Origin of the sequence: Curtobacterium sp. MCSS17_006, assembly GCF_003234215.1 — a bacterium.
GTDB classification, from domain to species: Bacteria; Actinomycetota; Actinomycetes; order Actinomycetales; family Microbacteriaceae; genus Curtobacterium; species Curtobacterium flaccumfaciens.
Map to the genome: position 1 here is coordinate 51693 of NZ_QKSO01000018.1, position 18341 is coordinate 70033.

Annotated in this window: 24 protein-coding genes and 1 pseudogene; 15 read left to right on the forward strand and 10 right to left on the reverse strand. The window is 67.9% G+C overall.

The features are described 5' to 3' along the window. Positions 1-147: 147 nt before the first annotated feature. From DEJ21_RS15765 to DEJ21_RS15775, 3 genes are all read left to right on the forward strand, one after another. On the forward strand, positions 148-1371 hold the full coding sequence (locus DEJ21_RS15765; protein WP_181431478.1) for a cation:proton antiporter: 1224 nt from the start codon (positions 148-150) through the stop codon (positions 1369-1371). A 66-nt stretch (positions 1372-1437) separates the two neighbouring features. Next, positions 1438-2304, forward strand: coding sequence for a potassium channel family protein (locus DEJ21_RS15770; RefSeq protein WP_111225227.1), 867 nt, complete (start codon positions 1438-1440; stop codon positions 2302-2304). Positions 2305-2643: 339 nt separating this feature from the next. Beyond that, positions 2644-3399, forward strand: coding sequence for a sulfite exporter TauE/SafE family protein (locus tag DEJ21_RS15775; protein ID WP_181431479.1), 756 nt, complete (start codon positions 2644-2646; stop codon positions 3397-3399). Positions 3400-3622: 223 nt separating this feature from the next. Here the strand turns inward: DEJ21_RS15775 and DEJ21_RS15780 are convergent, their stop codons facing one another. The 3 genes from DEJ21_RS15780 to DEJ21_RS15790 are packed head-to-tail and all read right to left on the reverse strand — an operon-like array spanning position 3623 to position 4576. Further along, positions 3623-3973: a hypothetical protein gene (locus DEJ21_RS15780; protein ID WP_111225229.1), complete on the reverse strand. Its 351-nt coding sequence runs from the start codon at positions 3971-3973 to the stop codon at positions 3623-3625. Between the two features lie 25 nt (positions 3974-3998). After that, complete coding sequence (locus DEJ21_RS15785; RefSeq protein ID WP_111225230.1) at positions 3999-4265, reverse strand: hypothetical protein; 267 nt, start codon at positions 4263-4265, stop codon at positions 3999-4001. After that, positions 4262-4576: an ATP-dependent DNA ligase gene (locus DEJ21_RS15790; protein WP_111225231.1), complete on the reverse strand. Its 315-nt coding sequence runs from the start codon at positions 4574-4576 to the stop codon at positions 4262-4264. Before DEJ21_RS15790 ends, DEJ21_RS15785 begins: the two co-directional genes overlap by 4 nt. A 333-nt stretch (positions 4577-4909) precedes the next feature. On the opposite strand from DEJ21_RS15790, the gene DEJ21_RS15795 reads away from it, so the two are divergent. The 4 genes from DEJ21_RS15795 to DEJ21_RS15815 all read left to right on the forward strand — a co-directional run bounded on the left by DEJ21_RS15795 (position 4910) and on the right by DEJ21_RS15815 (position 8179). After that, a complete protein-coding gene (locus DEJ21_RS15795; protein WP_146245368.1) occupies positions 4910-5230 on the forward strand; it encodes a hypothetical protein in 321 nt (106 codons plus the stop codon). Between the two features lie 1184 nt (positions 5231-6414). After that, positions 6415-6768 carry a helix-turn-helix transcriptional regulator gene (locus tag DEJ21_RS15805; protein WP_111225233.1) on the forward strand — a complete coding sequence of 118 codons (354 nt, stop codon included), beginning with the start codon at positions 6415-6417 and terminating at the stop codon, positions 6766-6768. 122 nt (positions 6769-6890) lie between these two features. Next, positions 6891-7613, forward strand: a complete 723-nt coding sequence (locus tag DEJ21_RS15810; protein ID WP_111225234.1) for a GAF and ANTAR domain-containing protein — start codon at positions 6891-6893, stop codon at positions 7611-7613. A gap of 80 nt (positions 7614-7693) precedes the next feature. Continuing rightward, the gene (locus DEJ21_RS15815) at positions 7694-8179 is read left to right on the forward strand and encodes a GNAT family N-acetyltransferase (protein ID WP_111225235.1); all 486 of its coding nucleotides are present in this window, start codon (positions 7694-7696) and stop codon (positions 8177-8179) included. Between the two features lie 40 nt (positions 8180-8219). On the opposite strand, the gene DEJ21_RS18050 is transcribed toward DEJ21_RS15815, so the two are convergent. Further along, positions 8220-8477: a hypothetical protein gene (locus DEJ21_RS18050; RefSeq protein ID WP_146245369.1), complete on the reverse strand. Its 258-nt coding sequence runs from the start codon at positions 8475-8477 to the stop codon at positions 8220-8222. A 128-nt stretch (positions 8478-8605) separates the two neighbouring features. On the opposite strand from DEJ21_RS18050, the gene DEJ21_RS15820 reads away from it, so the two are divergent. Beyond that, entirely contained in the window at positions 8606-9046 is a 441-nt protein-coding gene (locus DEJ21_RS15820) for a GNAT family N-acetyltransferase (RefSeq protein WP_111225236.1), read from the forward strand. 210 nt (positions 9047-9256) lie between these two features. Next, the gene (locus DEJ21_RS18055; RefSeq protein ID WP_146245370.1) at positions 9257-9508 is read left to right on the forward strand and encodes a hypothetical protein; all 252 of its coding nucleotides are present in this window, start codon (positions 9257-9259) and stop codon (positions 9506-9508) included. A gap of 14 nt (positions 9509-9522) precedes the next feature. Here DEJ21_RS18055 and DEJ21_RS15825 read toward each other — a convergent pair whose 3' ends face one another. From DEJ21_RS15825 to DEJ21_RS15850, 6 genes are read right to left on the reverse strand one after another with little or no spacing between them, the layout of a single operon-like run. Further along, positions 9523-10530, reverse strand: a complete 1008-nt coding sequence (locus tag DEJ21_RS15825; RefSeq protein WP_146247815.1) for a hypothetical protein — start codon at positions 10528-10530, stop codon at positions 9523-9525. 20 nt (positions 10531-10550) lie between these two features. Further along, the gene (locus DEJ21_RS15830) at positions 10551-10796 is read right to left on the reverse strand and encodes a hypothetical protein (RefSeq protein WP_111234747.1); all 246 of its coding nucleotides are present in this window, start codon (positions 10794-10796) and stop codon (positions 10551-10553) included. Then, positions 10793-11656 (reverse strand): antitoxin VbhA family protein, encoded by an 864-nt coding sequence (locus DEJ21_RS15835; protein ID WP_111225239.1) that lies wholly within the window; start codon positions 11654-11656, stop codon positions 10793-10795. Before DEJ21_RS15835 ends, DEJ21_RS15830 begins: the two co-directional genes overlap by 4 nt. A 41-nt stretch (positions 11657-11697) precedes the next feature. Beyond that, positions 11698-11973, reverse strand: a complete 276-nt coding sequence (locus DEJ21_RS15840) for a hypothetical protein (RefSeq protein WP_111225240.1) — start codon at positions 11971-11973, stop codon at positions 11698-11700. After that, on the reverse strand, positions 11973-13007 hold the full coding sequence (locus tag DEJ21_RS15845; protein WP_111234748.1) for a hypothetical protein: 1035 nt from the start codon (positions 13005-13007) through the stop codon (positions 11973-11975). Before DEJ21_RS15845 ends, DEJ21_RS15840 begins: the two co-directional genes overlap by 1 nt. After that, positions 13000-13782, reverse strand: coding sequence for a hypothetical protein (locus tag DEJ21_RS15850; RefSeq protein WP_146245374.1), 783 nt, complete (start codon positions 13780-13782; stop codon positions 13000-13002). The genes DEJ21_RS15845 and DEJ21_RS15850 overlap by 8 nt, the downstream gene beginning before the upstream one ends. A gap of 8 nt (positions 13783-13790) precedes the next feature. Between DEJ21_RS15850 and DEJ21_RS18390 the strand changes: the two genes are divergently transcribed. The 6 genes and pseudogenes from DEJ21_RS18390 (at position 13791) to DEJ21_RS15875 (ending at position 18330) form a co-directional block, all read left to right on the forward strand. Continuing rightward, a complete protein-coding gene (locus DEJ21_RS18390) occupies positions 13791-13961 on the forward strand; it encodes a hypothetical protein (RefSeq protein ID WP_181435931.1) in 171 nt (56 codons plus the stop codon). 187 nt (positions 13962-14148) lie between these two features. Beyond that, positions 14149-14445, forward strand: a complete 297-nt coding sequence (locus tag DEJ21_RS15855; protein WP_111225243.1) for a helix-turn-helix domain-containing protein — start codon at positions 14149-14151, stop codon at positions 14443-14445. Between the two features lie 30 nt (positions 14446-14475). Next, positions 14476-15192, forward strand: a pseudogene (locus DEJ21_RS15860) (RtcB family protein); the annotation flags it as partial. Positions 15193-15319: 127 nt separating this feature from the next. Continuing rightward, positions 15320-16153: a DUF1206 domain-containing protein gene (locus tag DEJ21_RS15865; RefSeq protein WP_110864988.1), complete on the forward strand. Its 834-nt coding sequence runs from the start codon at positions 15320-15322 to the stop codon at positions 16151-16153. 160 nt (positions 16154-16313) lie between these two features. Further along, on the forward strand, positions 16314-17189 hold the full coding sequence (locus DEJ21_RS15870) for an SMP-30/gluconolactonase/LRE family protein (RefSeq protein ID WP_111225244.1): 876 nt from the start codon (positions 16314-16316) through the stop codon (positions 17187-17189). A gap of 70 nt (positions 17190-17259) precedes the next feature. After that, positions 17260-18330: an alpha/beta fold hydrolase gene (locus tag DEJ21_RS15875; RefSeq protein ID WP_111225245.1), complete on the forward strand. Its 1071-nt coding sequence runs from the start codon at positions 17260-17262 to the stop codon at positions 18328-18330. Positions 18331-18341 lie beyond the last annotated feature (11 nt).

Genomic DNA, 18341 nt, shown 5'->3' on the forward strand with positions numbered 1-18341 from the left:
CCGAAGTCGGCGCCGTGAGGTGGCGGGGTGGTGAGGCTACGGTTGGGCGCGATCCGCCCTCGGTCTGACAGCGCACGGAACAGCCGTCAGATAGGCAGGATCAATCGTCACGGCCACCCATGCTCATGCTCGACGGATCGGAGTCCTGTGCAACTCGACGTCGTGCTCGCGGTCTTCGCCGGGATCGTCGTCGCTGTGTCGGCGGTCTCGCTCCTGCTGCAGCGGTTCAGCGTTCCCGCACCCCTCGTCGCGCTCGTCGCCGGGGTGGTCGCCGGGCCGTTCGCACTGCACCTGATCGATCTCGACGACTTCGGGGTCGATCCGAACGTGCTCCTGCGTGAGAGCGCTCGTTTGACCCTCACCGTCGGTCTGGCCGGGGTGGCGCTCCGCTTGCCGCACGGCTACTGGCGTCGCAACATCAGGTGGGTTGCGAGCGCCATCGGCGTGGGGATGCTCGTCATGTTCGCCGTGTCGGCCGGGATCCTCTGGCTCTCGCTCGGGTCCGGGCTGCTGTTCGCACTCCTGGTCGGGGCGATCATGACGCCGACCGACCCCATCGTGACGACGCCGGTCGTCACCGGCTCGCTGGCGAAGCAGAACATCCCGGATCGGGTCCGGTTCAACATCTCGTCCGAGAGCGGGATCAACGACGGGTTGGGCTACCCGTTCGTGCTCCTGCCGGTCCTGCTCCTGACCCGGCCCACGGACGATGCGTGGCGCTCGTTCCTCGTCGAGACGTTCCTGCACGAAGTGGTCGGCGCCGTCCTTGCCGGTGCCGTCCTCGGATGGTTGGGCGGGCAGCTGTACAAGCGTGCCCGGCACCGCGGCTTGATGGAGTCATCGTCCTACCTCGGGTTCGTGATCCCCTTCGCGATCACCGTCCTCGGCGCCGCTCGGGTCCTCGGTACGGACGGAGTCCTCGCCGTCTTCGTCGCTGCGGCCGTGTTCGGCCAGGTGATCCCGCAGGCGGACGAGGAACAGGAAGGGCTGATCGACGACGTCGTGAACCGTTTCCTCATCCTCCCCGTCTTCGTCCTGGTCGGGGTCGCCGCACCGCTCGCCGCCTGGGTCGGTCTGGGATGGGCAGGTGCGGCTGGCGTCCTCGGGGCGCTGCTCCTGCGACGGCTCATCGCTGTCTGGGCGATGAGGCCGTTGATCGCGCCGCTGCACGGGCGCCGGGAGACGCTCTTCATGAGTTGGTTCGGTCCGGTGGGTGTCTCGGCACTCCTGTACGCGACCACCGCGGCGGAACGCACCGGTGACCAGCGTGTCGTCCCCGTCATCCTCTTCGCCATCACGTGCTCGGTGGTCGTGCACGGTCTGACGTCGACCGTGTTTGCCCGATGGCTGGGGCGGAGCCTGTCGCCCTGATCTGCGGCGCGCGGTGCAGCCCTCGGATGAGCACGCGCCCCGAAGCCCGCGCCTACCCTCGCTGCCATGTCCTGGATCGCCACCGCCGCGGGTGTCCTGCTGATCATCGTCGGGTTCCGCGAGGTCTTCTTCACCCTGTTGCGCCCGCTCGGGCGAGGACGGCTGACGCGGGTGCTCGCCCAGTCCACGTGGCGGGCGCTCCGACGGAGAGCGGGGACGCGCGTGCACGCCGGGCCAGTCATCATGGTCGCGGTCCTGAGCCTCTGGACGGTGTTGCAGGTCCTCGGGTGGGCGTTGCTGTACCTGCCGTTCGTACCGGCCGGGTTCGCCTACAGCAGCGGCTCGCCGAAGGGCGAGTACCCACGGTTCGTCGAGGCGCTCTACATCTCGTCGGTCAACCTGTCCACTCTCGGCCTGGGGGACGTCACTCCCACGGCGCTGGTCGTCCGGGTCCTCTCCCCGCTGCAGGCCCTCGTGGGCTTCGGCCTGCTCACGGCCGGCGTCTCGTGGTTCCTGCAGACCTACCCCGCGCTCGGACGCCGTCGGGCCCTGGCCGTCCGGTTGGCCGCGCTGAGCGACGCGTCGTCGCTCGGAGAGCTCGCACGGATGAACCCGGTGACATCAGCGTCGCTGCTGCACGGCCTCGCGGCCGACCTCGCACAGGTTCGCGTCGACCTCACCCAGAACAGCGAGTCCTACTACTTCTCCGAGCAAGATCGGCGCGCATCCCTCCCGTCAATGCTCCCGTACGCCCTGGCCGTGGCGCGTTCGGGGCAACGGTCCCATCGCTCGGAAGTGCGGATCGGAGGCGCGGCACTCGAAGCCGTGGTGTCCGACCTCGCGGCACTGCTCGGCGAGCAGTTCCTCAAGTCGAAAGGGCCGACGGACGAACTCCTCCGGCAGTACGGTGCGTCGCACCGGCCTGGTGAGTAAGGAGCGGCGGGGCGCCACTGCGCGCACGATTCACCCGAGAAGGCGAGACCCACGAGGGCCCGTACTGGATGGAGCGTTCAGTGCACGGTTTCGGCAGCGGCCTCGAACAGCGCCAGCACCGACGGGTTGCGCTCGTCTCGGCGGCGAGCGATCGCGATGTGGCTGTCCGGTGCATTGGACACGGGGACGGCACGGACTCCTCCGGGATCTTCTGACGAGCGACGTCGGGAGCACGCAAATCCCTCGGTTGAGGCGAACGAGGGAGATCAGTTCCTCCAACCCCGCCACGGCGGCTCGTCGTCGAGTTGTGCAGGCCTGTTTGGCTGGAAGGGTCGTCGTGTGACGTACGTGTTGATTCTCGCCTGTCTTCTGGGTGGGACTGTTCTGCAGCGGCTCGCGGGGATCGGCTTCGGGTTGTTCGCGAGTCCGCTGCTCGTTCTCGCCCTCGGGCCGGGTCCGGGCGTCGCTGCTGTTGTCATCTGCGGTGGTGGCGCCTCGGTGCTTCTGCTCGTGCAGCAATGGCGCGCGGTCGAATGGCGGGCGAGCATCCCGCTCGCAGTGGGTGGCGCGGTGGGCGTTGTGCCAGGAGTCGCCGTTCATTCGTTGCTTCCCGGTGGGCCGTTGCAGGTGATCATCGGCGCCGTGACGCTGGTGCTCCTCGGCGTGGTCGTCTTGCTCCACCGGTTCCGGCGGTCGGAAGGTGAGAGTGATCGCTCGCACCCACTCCTGGCGAGCGGGATCACTGGCATCACGGCAGGGGCAATCAACGTGATTGCCGGGGTGGGCGGGGTGCCGTTGTCGGTGTTCGCCGTACTTACTCGCTGGCGCGCCGCTGCCTTCACGGCGAGCTCGCAGTTCGTGTTCGCAGTCATGTGCGTCGCCACTATCGCCGGCCTGGCCGCGGTCGGGGATCTCGAACTGCCGACGTTCAGCGCCGCTCAATGGGTTGGTGCCGCTGCCGCCATCTTCATCGGCGTCATGATGGGGCCATGGTTAGCGCGGCACACATCCCACAAGACCGGTCGAAGGATCATGCTCGTCACGGCGGGGGCAGGCGCCTTCGCGAGCCTCATCAAGGGCATGACCATGCTGTGACGGACGCACTACCCGGATGAGAGTGAGCAATCACCACTCTCGAAGCGAAACGCCGTGCCCCGTCTCGTACGGGGATCGTCTACCGGACGCTCGCCGAGCTGCCCTTCACCTCACACGCCGGCTTCTTCGGTGTGTGAGCAGCACCGCTTGTCGTTTTCGCCCGCTCAGGTGTCGTGGCCGATCCTGTCGCCCGTCCTTCGCCGGCCTGGTGCAATCGGCTGCGTCACGGTTCGTCGGCGAAGTCGAAGTCCCAGTCGAGGTTGGGGATGTCGGTCATTTCTTCGGGCCAGGCGGGTCTGGTGGGGTGGAGTTTGTAGGTGGCACGTTCGAGGCGCTCGATGACCTCGACGTCGAGGGGCTCGTCGGGGCTGTCGGGGACGGGGGTGGAGAAGATTTGACTGGCGGGTCCGATCAGCAGGTGCGCGTAGGCGCGGCTGCCGGCGTCGGTGACGACGGGGATCTCGACGACGTCAGCGATGTGTGCTTCGCCGAGCGCGCGGGCGTACCGGAGCAGTGCTTTGCAGGTTCGGTCCCCGGTGAGGACGCTGCCGGAGGCGTAGTGGATTCGTCGCATGGGAAGGCCTTCGCGTCGGTCGGGTTCAGTCGCTGATGTCGTCCGTGGACGAGGCGGCAGTTTCGTACCTGATGGGGTGTTCGGTGCTGTGGTCGTCGACGATCGCGATCTCGGTGGTGGCGGTGATGAGCAGCTGCGCGCGGGTGAAGCGTCCCTCTGTGGCGTTCACGGTCAACCAGAACGCCGGTTCGGCGGCGAGGCTTGTCATGATGTGGTCCCGCACGGTGTCGGGATCCTGGTCGGCGACGGTGTAGGCGTTGCCGCCGTAGATCACGACGGTGCGGCGGCTCATGCGGGCTCCTCGGGGGCCGCTGGCTCTGGCACGATGCGCAGGCCCGCGGTCGCGATCGAGGCTTGGTGCAACGCCTCCACCCAGTTGCGGTTGATGGATGGGTGGCGGCCACCGTTGTACTTGAACGCTAACGGGATCCCTGGGGCCAACCACAGTGCGGTGCGGCCGTCTCCGGTGTCTTGGTTGTCGCGCCAGGAGAAGATGAATCCTTCTCCTCGGCGGAGCTTGGATGCGATGACGATCTGGAGGTGCGCGAGGACTCGGTCGTCGAAGTCCGCGACCAACGTCGAGTCGTACGTAAGTTTTCCCATGACGCTTCCTGACCCGGTGATTGGGTAGCGTGCGCCCGGCTAATGACCAGTATGCCAGAGTCCTCCTGATCGGGCCCCAGGCCTGCTCATACTCCAGGTTCGACTTCTCAGTCAATCCCCTTCATCGCGGGGTCCGGGCGTCTTTACCGTTGGTGCACGTTCCGCAGACGCCTGGTTTCGGCGGGTTCAGGGAAGACCTGCTCCAGGCGTGCCGAACGTTCGAGGACAGCCATGATGACCGTGCGCGACGTTCGGACCAGGGCGTCCATTCGCGACACCGAATGGCGTCCGCAGCCCTCCGCCACACGCCGGGAGGTTCGCACTGTCCCTTGCGTGGAGGACGTGCGGCTGGAGCTGGTCGGCGATGACCAGTGGCGGGTCATGAACGCTGCGCTCGAGCCCACCGACGTGACCGCGCTCCTCGGATTCGTCGAACGCATCGCAGGGTTCTTCGAGGCGACGTTCTTCACCGACCCGACGACGATCCACCGGTTCCTGACCGGCGAGGATGCGCGGCGAGCGTTCGCCCCGTCCGACCCAACAACAGACGCTCCGGTGGTCGTGGAAGCCGGAACATCTGGACCGGGAGCCATCCCGATGTGGCTCCAGCGATCCGGACCGGAGCGTCACCCGGTCGCGGCTAGCGATTTCTGATCCGCCTGACCCAGGACAGGGATCGGACGGGGAATGTTCCTTCCCGGCTGAGCGGGAGAGAGCACCCGGCCGACATCGCATTCCGGCGCGGACGGCGCCGACAGAACAACCGACCGCTGCCAGCAGGCAGCCCGACGACGAAACAGGACGACCCGTGGGCCAGTACATCTCCAACCGTGACACCGCACCAGCTCAGCTGGTGACGCACACGCGCATCGCGCGGTTGCGCGCGCACGCGTCGCTCGAGGGTCTGCCGACGCATGATTCGGTTCTCTCCCAAGGCTTCTTCTGTAACGAGGCGTCGGTGCGTCGGGGGTTGGCAGCGATGAGCATCGCATCCGTCGCCACTCCAACAGACATGGCATCACACGACGTGTCAGCGGTCCGGGTGGAAGCTCGCGGATCCGGCAGGCGGTGGAGTACCTCCACGAGCACGCAGCGGAACCGGTGATGATCGGTGATGTCACCCAGGCGACGGGGCTCAGCGTGCGCAGCATCCAAGAGGCCTTCCAACGGCACCTCGCGGCAACCCCGATGGCTTACCTGCGTGAGCTTCGACTCGCCACGTCCGCGAGGAACTCCTCCAACAGACCCCAGAGACGACTGCCGTCGGCACGATCGCCCGCCGCTGGGGATTCGCCCACCTCGGCCGGTTCGCCGGCGAGTACGTCCGGAAGTTCGGCGAATACCCGAAAGACACCCTCCGCAGGTGAACACGCCATCAGCACGCGTGCTCGACGAGGCCCTGAGTGGACGTTCTTCCACGCTCACGCTGCAGGGCGCATCCACGACTGAGGGCCGCGCGCGCGTTGCACGAAAGACTCACCCGGTCGACCCCTATCCGCGGGGTGTGGGTGGGCGTAGCTTCAGGGCATCGCTTGCACCGCTCGGGGTGGAGCTGGGCAGGCGCCCGGCTCCCGGGCCGGTTGGCGCCAGAGGCGTACCGATGAACGCTCATCGAGCCCAGGCTCAAGTTGTCCCGGAGTACACCTTCGCGGACCGGTTCCGCTCATGACGAGCCGCTACGAACCCGACCCGAATATCGAGGCGGCACGCGTGGACTCCTACCGGCGTCGCCGTGCCCGCTTCCGGCGCGGCGAACCAGCCGACACCGTCGCCGAGGCACTCATCCGGCGCGTGTCCTGGGAACCGGTACCCCCGCCCGGACGCACCCGGAGTTCGACATGACCGATCCGATCGCTGGCGGTCCGGCCGGGGAGTGCGTGGTCGTCGCGGTCGCGTTCATGCACGCCCACGCGGGCAGGCCGGTGACCGTCGGGGAGATCGCCGCGGCGGCCGATGTCACTCCGCACGAGCTGCACCAGCAGTTCCGCGACCAGATTGGCGTCTCGCCGCTCCGGCACCTTCAGCAGCTTCGACTCGACGGCGTCCACGCCGCCCTCTGCACGACCGGCTCCGCTGTTGCCGTGCACGACCTCGTGCGGCACTGGGGATTCGTCCACTACGGCCGGTTCAGCGCCGCCTACACGGCCAGGTTCGGCGAAACCCCGAACACCACCCTCGACCGCTCACCCTGACCGGCGAAACCACGCCCGCCGCTCATGCCGAAGAGCGCATCACCGACTCGTCCCAGCCAAAGGCCGACCTGCCGCGCACGATTCGTGCGGGCCAGGTTCGGCACTCAACGAAAAGACACACCATGACTGACCTCCAGACTGCCCTCAGCAGCATTCGCTCCGCGTCCGTTCCGGACTCCGGCCTGAGCCCGCCCTTCCTCACCCTCATTCCGGGGGAGGGGGCATCAGTTGCGACGTTCGGAACGTTCGCCGGCAACGAGACGATCTCGATCACCGACAACCGCGCTGCCCGGATCGACCAGCTCCAGTTCGACCTCAACGAAGGCCCCTGCTGGGACGCACTCCAGCAGAACCAACCCATCGCAGAACCCGACGTGCGAAACCACCCCACGAACCGGTGGCCCGCATTCCTTCCGGCTGCTGCCGATGACGGGGTGGGAGCGTTGTTCGCGATACCGCTCCGGTTCGGGCCGTTCCTCCTCGGCGCCGTCGACGTCTATGCACGGGGCCCGCTCCATGTGTCAGCAGCTGCGGCGACAGCTGCGATGACCCTCGCCGACGCCGTCAGTCGACGGATTCTGCACCGCCTCATCGTTCACCGCAACAACTACGCCCCCATCCGACAGTTGCAGCGGCGCAGCGTGCACCAGGCGGCCGGCATCGTTCTCGCCCACCTGGACCTCACACCCAGCGACGCGTACCTCCTCATCCAAGGACACGCCGCCGCCCGCAACGAGACCACCGCGGACACCGCCGACCAGATCCTCACCGGCGACCTCCGCATCACAACCCTCGGCGACCTCACCACCGACCCGCACGCACTCCGGACCAGGGCTGACGTGTGAGCAGCGCTGCACGGCGACACACCGTCGTCTCGTATGACGATCGGCTGCCGGACGCCGTTGGAGGTGGATAGCGTCATGTCGTGATCACGATCGAGGCCGTCGCTCCGACCAATGCCCTAGCGGCTGACATCGTTCGGGAATACATGACCGACGTGGCGACACGGTGGTACCAGCGCCCGGTGACAGACGACGAGCTGGGCCAGGCACTCCAGGACGAGCCCTACGGCGATCTGCATGGGGCCAACGGTGTGCTGCTCATCGCCGTAGAACGTGGGCGAGTTGTCGGCTGCGCGGGCGTTCGCTTCCTAAACAGCGTGGCTGAACTCACCAAGGTCTTCACGACGCCGTCGCACCGAGGCCGGGGAGTCGGCTCACAGTTGCTGCGCGCGGCCGAGCAGGTCTGCCGACAGCGATCAATGGGTACGGTCCGGCTCGATACCCGCGCGGCCCTCGCGGAGGCATGCGCGATGTACGAGCGGAACGGCTACGAGCGGGTGGCGGCCTTCAACGACGAGCCGTACTCGGATCGTTGGTACAGCAAGACTCTTGGCGCGGGTGTCCGATAGCCGATCGCCTACCGGACGACTGAAGGTCAGGTAGTTGGCCTCAACCGTCGTCGCGCTCTGCGCGAAGTGCGCGTCGACCGGCGATTCGCTGATAGAGCTTGTACACGAAGACGGCTTCCAGCGCACCGAAGAGCCCTAGGGCTGCGACGGCGAGCAGGACACTCGCCGGAGGCTCGCCAGTGGTGAATGCGATGGTCGGCGAACCCACCACAAGTCCATCGCCCAGGACAGCGTTGAACCAAGCACCGGAGAGCCCGCCCGGAGCATCGGGCAGCCTGTCTATCCAGCGATCAGTCACGGCGCGACGGTGCTCGGAGCCCGCCTCGAGCGCCGTCCGATAGCCGGTCGGGTATCGAAAGACCGTCCAATCACGTCGCCCTGATCCCTACCGGTTGATCCTTCGACCCTCGCTAGTAGGCTCGTTGGGTGAAGGTGCGCTTGCTCGATGCCGATGACTCTGCCGCTCTCGTTCCCCTCCTCGACCAGCTCGGCTACCCGTCCTCGGAACAGGCAATCCGTGATCGCCTCGAGTTCCTCCTGTCCGACAGCGCCGTCGGCTGCTGGGTCGCCGAAGACGACGCGGGGCTCGCGGGTCTGCTCACCGGCCAGCTGAGCCGGAGCATAGAGACCGACGGGCCAGCAGCACGCCTGACAGCACTCGTCGTCGACGAACGCGCGCGCGGGCAGGGGACGGCGCGCTTGCTGACGGCAGCGTTCGAGGACTGGGCACGAAGCAACGGCGCCGCCAAGGCTGGGCTGAGTTCGAACACGAGCCGTGCAGACGCCCACGCTGCGTATCGGAAGCTCGGGTGGACCAACACGGCGTTGAGCTTCACAAAGGACCTTTCCGAGCCTGCCGCACGCTGAGGGTTGACCACTCACTGGGCACAACCTGCGGCGGTTGATGGCGTCCGACAGCCGGTCCTTCAACGCACGCGCCAGCGATGCCTGCTCTCACCACAACTTCTTCTGTCTCAGATGACTAGTCCGGTGATGTTCTCGCTGAGGGCCCGTATGCGGACGTCGGTGCGAGCTTCTACTGTCGCGCTCATGGGTCGTCGTCGTTCGGATCGTTGGATGCCCGGCTCGCCGTTTTCGCTCGAAGAGGATGCTCGCGGCACGGAGGTGCGCGAACTGCCGGAGCCGTTGCCGGTGCATGCGTGGTTCCAGTTGCCCGATCGCCTGATTCGTCGAAGTGACGCCCAGGCGTACCGCCTCACCCGAGACGCGGTTTGGGTGGAAGCCGGTCGTGGCGAGACCAAGCTGGCTGCTTGGGTGTGGCGCAGTTCGGTGAAGCACCGCCGGCAGAGCGGTGCGACTCCGATCTGATCGATCTCCCGCCGTCAGCTGGGCAGGTTGTGTCGCAGGTCGTACCCCGTGTCGGCGAGAAACTGCAGCCGGTCGCGGACTTCTTGCAGCGATGCCGCATCGTCGGCGTTGCGGTAGTCGGCGCGGAGAAGCGTGTTGGCGGTGATGATGTCGTCGGTGCGGTCCGTATAGCCGGCGGCGGCTGCGGTGAGGAAGATGGATGGGTCGGCGGGGCGGATGAGTTCGGTGCCGGCGAAGCCGATCGTGTCGGGTTCGAAGCCGAGCGCGACCATGTCGACTTCCTCCTCGGTGAAGGCGACGAGCCGGTAGGGCATCTCGCGCTTGCTGATGGCGGGGTAGCCGGGCCGGTCGGAGATGGCACGGCCGGAAATGCGGCAGCCCGCGTCCATGAGCCGCTTCGCTTGCTCGACCAGCGGGAGGTCGGACGTCCACCGGGTCCTCACGCCGCCGGGTCCTGGGTAACAGGCGATAGCAAAGTCGACGAGGCCGCCGACCTGCCGGGACTCCCAGCCGATGTCAGTGCGACGCACGCGTTTCCCAAGGCGTGCGAGGCCGTCATCAACCTGTCCGGCGGTCAGCCCTGCCCGGACGAGCCGGTCGAAGGTGGCGCCGTTCACGGCGAGCATGCGAGCGACGGCGAAGGTGACGTAGATGGGGGCGGCGTCCTTCCACCGTTCCTTCGTCCCGAGGGCTTGTCTGCCGTCAATCCAGACGCGGCGCCGGTCGACGTCGACCAGCAGCACCGTCGCGGTCTGTTCCGCGAGCGCAATCTGCGTGGCAGTGACGGTCCGTGGTGCCAGGAGGAGCAGTTCCGCGTCATTTGGGTCGTCGTTGCGGGGGCGTTGGGTGAGTGTTGGGAAGCGTGCGCGGCGACGGTCGGGGAGGCGGATCGTGTCGTGCGACTCCACGATCGCGCGAAGCCCAGCGAGCTTGAGGACCGAGAGAGCGATGGTGAGGTCGGTGGTGTCGCCGAGCCCGTACGGCATCGTGATCTGCGGCCTACCGGAGTACGCGGCGGTCACCCATTCGAGCCCAGGCATCATCAGCTGCGCTCTTCCGGGGTGTCGGGCCGTGTGAGGGCGATGAGCCAGCGAGCTTCCTCGAGGAACGGTTCCCATCCGGTGCGGTTGTCGCCGTGGGGTGGTTCGCAGATGTTGCCGGTGTCGGTGCTGCGGATGATGACCTGCCGCAGCGTGGTGCTGGGTGGGTCGCGGAAGAACACCTGCCCGTGCACGCCGGTGACGTCGTAGGCGACGTTGAGGAGGAACAGGTCGGGCCGGCTGGTCATGGTCGCCACCGTCGTCCGCGGAACAGGGCGATGATCGTCGCTAGCGGCCGGCCCTGCTGGAGCCAGGTCAACGGGGTCAGCGACACATCATCGACGGTTAGGAAGGTGCAGGGTGTGGTCATGAACTCCGTCATTGCGGCTGCGTCGAGGAGCGGTTGGGGTGCTGCTGCGTAGAGGACGTCCAGGCCGGGCAGCAGTGACGACGGGTCGCCGAACTCGGGGAGGGCGGGCTTGACGAGTTGCCAGTCGGGGATGCGTTCTTCGCCGTCGAGGTCGAAGCTCGTCAGCCGGTTCGCTTCAAACAGCTCCCCGACCTCGTCGATGCTGATCTGCAGGGCTGCGGCTACTTCCGGCTCGGTGAGGGTGGTGTTGAGAAGGTTCCGGCGGATGCGGGCTTGTGTGGCTTGCCACCAGTCCTCGGGTACGTCCGCCGGGCCGACGGCGGAGTGGTCGGGTTGGCGGGGGATCTGTCGGCCTTCGTCGGCGTATGCGGAGAGTTGTTCGCGGGTGACTTCACCGCGGGCGTACATCCACAGCTGCGACTGCCACGGCATGTCGTCCGGGAACCCTTCCAAGTAACCGGAGTGAATCACCGCTCGGACGGCCTTCTCCCGTCGTGCGATCTCGGATGCGGGGATAAGGAGGGTCTGCACGATGCGGTTCGCTTCCCGCACCGCCGGCACCGTGAGGTCCGACAGGACCGTATTGGTTCTGTCGTAGAGCTCGTACCCGGGCTCGACGTCGATGGGGCGGACGAGGATCTGCGTCAGGTGCGCGTCCGGGTTCTCGGTGTCCTCGAGGAGCACGTGCCCCCAGAGGATCCGGTCGTTCGAGAGGTGCATGGACAGCAGGCGCATCATCAGCAACTACCTCCAGGGGATTGGGCGTGAGCAGGGCGGGGTTAGGGCTGGGGGAAGTCGGCGGGGGTGCGGCCGATGCGGCCGGGCGTATAGCGGAGGAGGAACCGCATGACGCGGTCCGCTTCGACCATCGCCGGCACCGACGTGTCTTGCTCGTCCGGGTCGACGTTGGTGAGGCGGAACCAGGGCGGTTCGTCGGCGTGGTCGATGAGGACCGTGGCGGGCTTGTGGTTCGGGTGGTCGGGGTTGGTGAACATGACGGAGCCGAAGAAGCGGGTGTCGTCGTAGGCCAGCGTCAGCGACAGCAGCTGCAGCATCAGTTCATCCCGCCCGCACCGCTGCCGTTGTTGGGGTGCCAGCGGAGGTCGTGGGCAAGATCCGACTTGAAGTGCAGCAGCTGGCGCAACCCGTTCACCGCGTCCGTGTTCGCGGCCACCCAGCTGTCTTCGTAGAGGACGTGCGCGGTGATGAAGTCGTCCGTGCAGCACCCCTCTGCGGTGGCAAGGATGGTGGTGTCCTGCGGAATGACGACCGACACTGTCGCCTCGTCAACTGTCGCGGGCTCGTAGCCGAGCGCTGCCATGTCGGGGTGCTGGGCGAAGAACGCCGTCAGCCGGTTCGGCGGGACGATGACGCCGGACTGGTGCGCCGCCCACCGATCCGACATCACCCCACCCAGCACAATCAGCTGATCCGCCTGCGCGTCGATGGTGGTGTCGCGGCGCCAGTAGGTCCGGATTCCGCCGTAACCCGGGTACGCCGCCAGGGCCCAGTCGCACAGGGCGGCCTGGTCGGCTGCTTCCCATCCAATCGGCGTGTGGAACACATGCGTCCCGAGAGTGGGCATCGCGGCGCGGACGTCTTCGAGCGGGATGCCGATGCGGTCCGCGATAGCGCGTGTGCCACCGCCGTGCAGAGCAATGATGCGGGCGATGGCGAACACGGTCCGCCATCCAGGGGTCGCGTCCCGCTCCATCGACGACCCGGACACCTGCCGTCCGTTCGCCCAGACGCGTTGCCGTTTCCCGTTCACGACCACCAGATCCGGGTACCGGCGGACCAGCGAGAGCACGCCGCCTTCCGAACCGCCGGGCAGGACGATCAGGTCTTCGGTCCGTTCGGCGGGGGTGCCGTCGTCGTTGATGGTCGCGGTCGGGTTGGGGGTGGACAGGAATCCGGATCGGCCGTCCTCGAACCGGAGCCGATCGAACGCTTCCACACGAGCGGGCATCCCCGCCGTTTCGAGAGTGACCAGCGTTTGTGTGATGTCGATCGTCCACCCGAGCCCGAACGGCAACGACAGGATCGTCTGCTGGTCCCGGATGTCCTGCACCCACTGCCGGTCACTCATCAGCGCTAACCCCACCCGGTGATGACGGACGGGGTGCATCATGGCCAGCGAGCCGCGGGTCGTCTTCCGAGAGCCGCTCCAATCCGAGGCCGGATGCGTCGAGGATGGCGTTCTCGGACTCTTCGGTGGCGACGAACGACCCGATCTGCGCGTTGACCGCGACAAGAGTCCCGATCCGGCTGCTTGCGTCCAACACGACCGAGGCGACCTCCTCAGCAGTGCAATCGGACGTGAGCTCCGGCTTCGTCGGGTGCAGGGCGGGGAATTCGAGCTGTTGCACCGGCGGATGCCACTTCACCCCGATGCGCAGCACCCGTCCGTCGGCGTCGTTGCGGTAGAACATCGACCCGAACGGGTGCCCCATGTCCAGGGTGAGGTCCGCGCCGTACAGCGTCCAACCGTTGGCCGCGTAAGCGGGATCCCAACGCTGAACGGTGAGAGCGCCGAGCCCCATCTTCAGCCCCGGGATCAGTGCCTGGCCGTCGTGCAGTTCGGCGTAGAGGGCCTGGAGGTTCGGGGGACTCTGGTCGCGGACGGCCGATAGCGGGATTCGAGCGAGCCCGAATCTCGCGGACACTTGCCGCATCTGGCTCTCGAAGCCAAGCTCTCCGCGCAAATCGTCATGTTCGTTCTTCAACGCCGTTCCCCTCGTAGCTGCTTCAAGAGCGCTCCCACTGCTGTTCACCGGCTCTTCAGGACTCACGAGCATCGGCAACGCATCGGTACTCAAGCGCGGCGCTTCGTCGTCGTTGTCACGCAGCTCGCGAACTTTCACGTCGCCCCTTGGCCGAACCGACTTGCAACGACTTCGTCGAGCAGGCCCATGGGCTCAACCCGGGCGTATGGAATGCCCTCGACAGTGAGGACAATCTGTCCACCGCCATTCATGACGACCACCCATGCGACAGGGTGAGCGCCGAAGTCGGCAGCATCGACATATCGGACAGCGGGTGATGGCCCGCGGGAGGGGAGATCGTTGGAGACCGGCACGAGTGTCCCTTCGTTTGCAGCGAGGCCTGATTCGCCGTCGCCCCTCGATGGCAGGTTCGTGGCATGGTGCTCGCGGTCGAGTGGCGCGCGTGTTCACGATAGTGGCATTTTTGCCACTGCGTCGAGATGTGGTTTGCACCAACGTCGAGCGGTGGACACCCCCGATCGGCCAAACGTCAGCGCGCTGCGTGAGGCTGTCGAGGCGCAGCGCATCCGTGTGGGGATGACGTTCGACGCGCTCGCGGTCAGCACCGGGCTGGATCGTCGTACGGTCATCAGGTTGCTGCGGGACGACCAGACGCGAGGCGGGACGATCGATTCTTGGTGGCGCCTCTGCAGGGCGCTTGGGGTAGACCTCTCGGACTTGATTGGCCTACTGGACCATCGGGAAGGCGACCCGATCGCGGATGCGACTCAGGGCCCCGACGGGCGTAAGGTTGTCACTTGACCAGTGGTTGACACCCCTCAACCGCTAGAAAACCACTTCATCGAGGTCTCCCTCGACGAGCAGGACCGGGTCTGGCTCTTCCTGCACTCCGGGTCGCGGGGTGTCGGCAACAAGATCGCGCAGCGCCACATCAAGGTCGCCAAGAAGGCGATGGAGCGGTGGTGGATCCAGCTGGCGGACCCCGACCTGGCGTACCTGGTCGAGGGCACGCCGGAGTTCGACCGGTACATCGCCGAGCTGCGGTGGGCCCAGCACTTCGCGCTGCTCAACCGCGAGGAGATGATGGACCGCGTCGTCCGGCAGCTGTCCGAGGCCGTCGGCACGCCCGTCGACGAGCGCGAGCGGATCAACTGCCACCACAACTTCACGCAGCGTGAGACGCACTGGGGCAAGTCCGTGTGGGTCTCGCGCAAGGGTGCGATCCAGGCGAAGGCCGGTCAGCCCGGCCTGATCCCCGGGTCGATGGGCACCGCGTCGTACGTGGTCGAGGGACTCGGCAACAAGCCCTCGCTCGAGTCGTCCCCGCACGGTGCCGGCCGGCTGTTCTCGCGGAGCGCTGCCCGGCGGACCTTCACCCACGAGCAGCTGCGCGAGGCGATGGCCGGCATCGAGTACCGCGACACCGACGCGTTCCTCGACGAGATCCCGGCGGCCTACAAGCCGATCGACCAGGTGATGGCGGACGCCGAGGACCTCGTGTCGATCCGGCACACCCTGCGGCAGGTCGTCAACGTGAAGGGCGACTGAGACGCGCCCACCGACGGACGGGAGGCCCGTGGCGGCACCGCCACGGGCCTCCCGTCCACCACGGGGCGGACCGCACGGCCCGGCGCGCCCCGGACAGGACGGCACGCGTCGGGCACGCTGGTGCGTGATGAGCGACACGGCGGAGCACGCAGCGAAGGAAACCGGACGACAGGTCCGGCGGGCGGCCGACAGCCGCTGGTTCGAGGTCACGGCACGCGCCGGGTTCGTCGGCAGCGGCATCGTCCACCTGCTGATCGGGTACCTGGCGATCCTGCTCGGTATCGGCAACGCGTCCTCCGGCGGCGAGACGGACCAGTCCGGTGCGCTGCAGCAGATCGCCGCGGTCCCCGGTGGGGTGTTCCTGCTCTGGCTGATCGCCGTCGGCACGGCCGCACTCACCGTGCGTCTGGTCGTCGAGGCGATCGTCGGCGGCCGTTCCGACACCACCCGTGGCTGGCTCGCCCGGCTGAAGGACGTCGCGAAGGCCGTGGTCTACGGCGTGATCGCCTACTCGGCGGCCTCGTACGCGCTCGGTGCCGGGTCGAGCTCGAGCAGCTCGTCGCAGAGTGCTGCGGCGAAGACCCTGGCGACACCGGGCGGGGTGTTCGTGCTGGTCCTGGCCGGGGCGATCGCGGTCGCGGTCGGCATCGGCCTCGTGGTGATCGGCTGCCGCCGGTCGTTCCGCAAGCAGATCACGCGACCGTCGGGTCAGCTCGACCGCGTGGTCACCGTGCTCGGCGTCGTCGGGTACGTCGGCAAGGGGATCGCCGTGGTCATCGTGGGCGTGCTCATCGCCGTCGCGGGGCTGCAGAGCGACCCCGACCAGGCCACCGGCCTCGACGCCGCGTTCGACGCGGTGCGGAGCATGCCCGGTGGGGTGTTCGTCCTCGTCGCGATCGGCATCGGGTTCCTGGCCTTCGGCGTCTACAGCTTCTTCCGCGCGCGGTTCGCCCGCCTCTGACCCGCGGGCGCCGCCGCGGACTTTCGCGCTGCCCGACACCTCACGGGCCGAAAGGGGCGTGAGGTGTCGCTGAGCACGTGAACTCGCGGCCGTGCCACGAGCGACCTCGCGGCCGTGCCGCCTGAGCGACCACGGACCGCCCCCGCGGTAGACGGGGTCGATGAGCACCAACGTCACGACCGGCCCCGCGACCGTCTTCGCCGACGCCCGAGCGGTCCTCGCCGAGAGCATCGTCTGGGACCCGTCCGCACAGCTGCTCCGGTGGGCCGACATCACCCTCGGCACCCTCAACACCGCCGAGGCCGACGGCACCGTGCGCTCGAGCGTGCCGCTGCCGCCCCCGCTGGCGAGCTTCCAGCCCCGGGCCTCCGGCGGGTTCGTCGCGGCCCTCGGCGACACCGTCGTGGTGACGGACGAGCAGGCATCCGTGGAGCGTGAGATCGCCCGCGTCACCCACAGCACCTCGGGCAACCGGTTCAACGAGGGCAAGTGCGACCCGTTCGGCCGGTTCCTGGTCGGCAGCATGAACGTGACGACCGGCGAACCCGACGCGGCGCTCTACTCGATCGAGGCCGACGGCACGACCCGGGTGCTCCGCGGCGGCTTCGGCGTGACGAACGGCATGGAGTGGTCGGAGGACGGCAGCACGATGTACGTCACCGACACCAGCGCCTCGACCGTCTTCCGGGGGTCGTACGGCCCGGACGGCGAGCTCGGCGAACTCGAGCCGTTCATCGTCGGTCAGGCGCACGACGGCCTGGTCCGCGACGACGAGGGCTGCTTCTGGAGCGCGATCTACGGTGGGTCCCGCGTCGAGCGCTACGGGCCGGACGGCTCGCACCTGGAGACGGTGGAGCTCCCCGTCGCCAACCCGACGTCGGTGGCGTTCGGCGGCCCGGACATGTCGACGCTCTTCGTCGGGACGGCCCGCGAGAACCTCACCGAGCAGGACCTGGAGCAGGCGCCCCGGTCCGGCGCGGTCTTCGCGGTGCCGACGACGGTGCACGGGTTCCCCGCGAACACCTTCAGCGGCTGAGCACGTCGTCGCCGCCCGCACGGACGGCGACCGGGTATCCTGGGCGACCGCCCGACCGGAGGAGACCCACGTGGACGACGAACGCCAGGCACTCCGGCCGGACCCGGCCGGCGAACTCGCCCAGGCCGAGGACGCCGACGTCACGGTGCAGGTGGACCGTGTCGCGGTCGACGGCACCTACGTCCGGGTGAGCTCGATCGGTGAGCCGGGCGAGCGGGCCTTCCTGCTCGTCGCGGGGCTCGGCATCGCCTCGACCTACTACGAGCGGCTCGCGCCGCACCTCAATGAGAACGGTCCCGTGCACGCGCTCGACCTGCCGGGCTTCGCCGGGGTCCCGCGGTTCCGGGGGAAGGTCTCGATCGAGCGCTACGCCGACGCGGTCGAGCGGGTCATCGACGACCTCGGGCTCCAGGACCCGGTCCTGGTCGGGCACTCGATGGGCACCCAGGTCGTCACCGAGGTCGCCGCCCGCCGTCCGGGGATCTCCGACCTCGTGCTCATCAGCCCGGTGGTCGACTCGTCGGCACGGACCGTGCGGCAGTCGGCGTTCCGGTTCCTCCGGTCGACGCTGCACGAGCCCGCCGCGGTCCGCTGGCACGGCATCACGGCGTACGCACTGTGCGGCTGGCACTGGTTCCGGAAGGTCCTGCCGCGGATGATCGCGTTCCCGATCGAGGAGCGCGCCGCCCACGTGCAGGCCCGCACCCTGATCGTCCGCGGTGAGCACGACGCGATGGTGCCACGGGACTGGGTCCGTCGGCTGGCGCGGGTGTTCCCGTACGCGGTCCTCCGCGAGGTCGTCGACGGCGCACACTCGGTCATGCACGCACAGGCCGACGCGGTCGCGCGGCTCGCGGTGGCGCACGTCGACCACCGGATCCCCGACCGGGGCGTGTCGTCGCTGCAGCGGGTGCGCGACGACTCGACGTCGTCGGACCTGGCGCGGCTCAGCCCGGGGGACGCCTGGTTGCTGGTCAAGTCGCGGTTCATCGAGCTGTTCGGGATGGCCCGGAACGACGACGAGACGCTCGAGGCGGCCAAGTCCGCACACGCCGTCGCGATGGCGGACGGCGACGACCTGCCGGTCGACCCGGTCGATCGCCGTGCGGTCGTCGACGAGGTCGCACCGGAGTCGAAGTAGCCAGCGCCGTC

Excerpts from the sequence above, each read along its gene's own strand:
- DEJ21_RS15770 (WP_111225227.1), top strand. The coding sequence starts at position 1,438 with ATGTCCTGGATCGCCACCGCCGCGGGTGTCCTGCTGATCATCGTCGGG.
- DEJ21_RS15780 (WP_111225229.1), bottom strand. The coding sequence starts at position 3,973 with ATGCGACGAATCCACTACGCCTCCGGCAGCGTCCTCACCGGGGACCGA.
- DEJ21_RS15785 (WP_111225230.1), bottom strand. The coding sequence starts at position 4,265 with ATGAGCCGCCGCACCGTCGTGATCTACGGCGGCAACGCCTACACCGTC.
- DEJ21_RS15790 (WP_111225231.1), bottom strand. The coding sequence starts at position 4,576 with ATGGGAAAACTTACGTACGACTCGACGTTGGTCGCGGACTTCGACGAC.
- DEJ21_RS15805 (WP_111225233.1), top strand. The coding sequence starts at position 6,415 with ATGACCGATCCGATCGCTGGCGGTCCGGCCGGGGAGTGCGTGGTCGTC.
- DEJ21_RS15810 (WP_111225234.1), top strand. The coding sequence starts at position 6,891 with ATGACTGACCTCCAGACTGCCCTCAGCAGCATTCGCTCCGCGTCCGTT.
- DEJ21_RS18055 (WP_146245370.1), top strand. The coding sequence starts at position 9,257 with ATGCCCGGCTCGCCGTTTTCGCTCGAAGAGGATGCTCGCGGCACGGAG.
- DEJ21_RS15830 (WP_111234747.1), bottom strand. The coding sequence starts at position 10,796 with ATGACCAGCCGGCCCGACCTGTTCCTCCTCAACGTCGCCTACGACGTC.
- DEJ21_RS15835 (WP_111225239.1), bottom strand. The coding sequence starts at position 11,656 with ATGATGCGCCTGCTGTCCATGCACCTCTCGAACGACCGGATCCTCTGG.
- DEJ21_RS15840 (WP_111225240.1), bottom strand. The coding sequence starts at position 11,973 with ATGCTGCAGCTGCTGTCGCTGACGCTGGCCTACGACGACACCCGCTTC.
- DEJ21_RS15845 (WP_111234748.1), bottom strand. The coding sequence starts at position 13,007 with ATGAGTGACCGGCAGTGGGTGCAGGACATCCGGGACCAGCAGACGATC.
- DEJ21_RS15865 (WP_110864988.1), top strand. The coding sequence starts at position 15,320 with ATGAGCGACACGGCGGAGCACGCAGCGAAGGAAACCGGACGACAGGTC.
- DEJ21_RS15870 (WP_111225244.1), top strand. The coding sequence starts at position 16,314 with ATGAGCACCAACGTCACGACCGGCCCCGCGACCGTCTTCGCCGACGCC.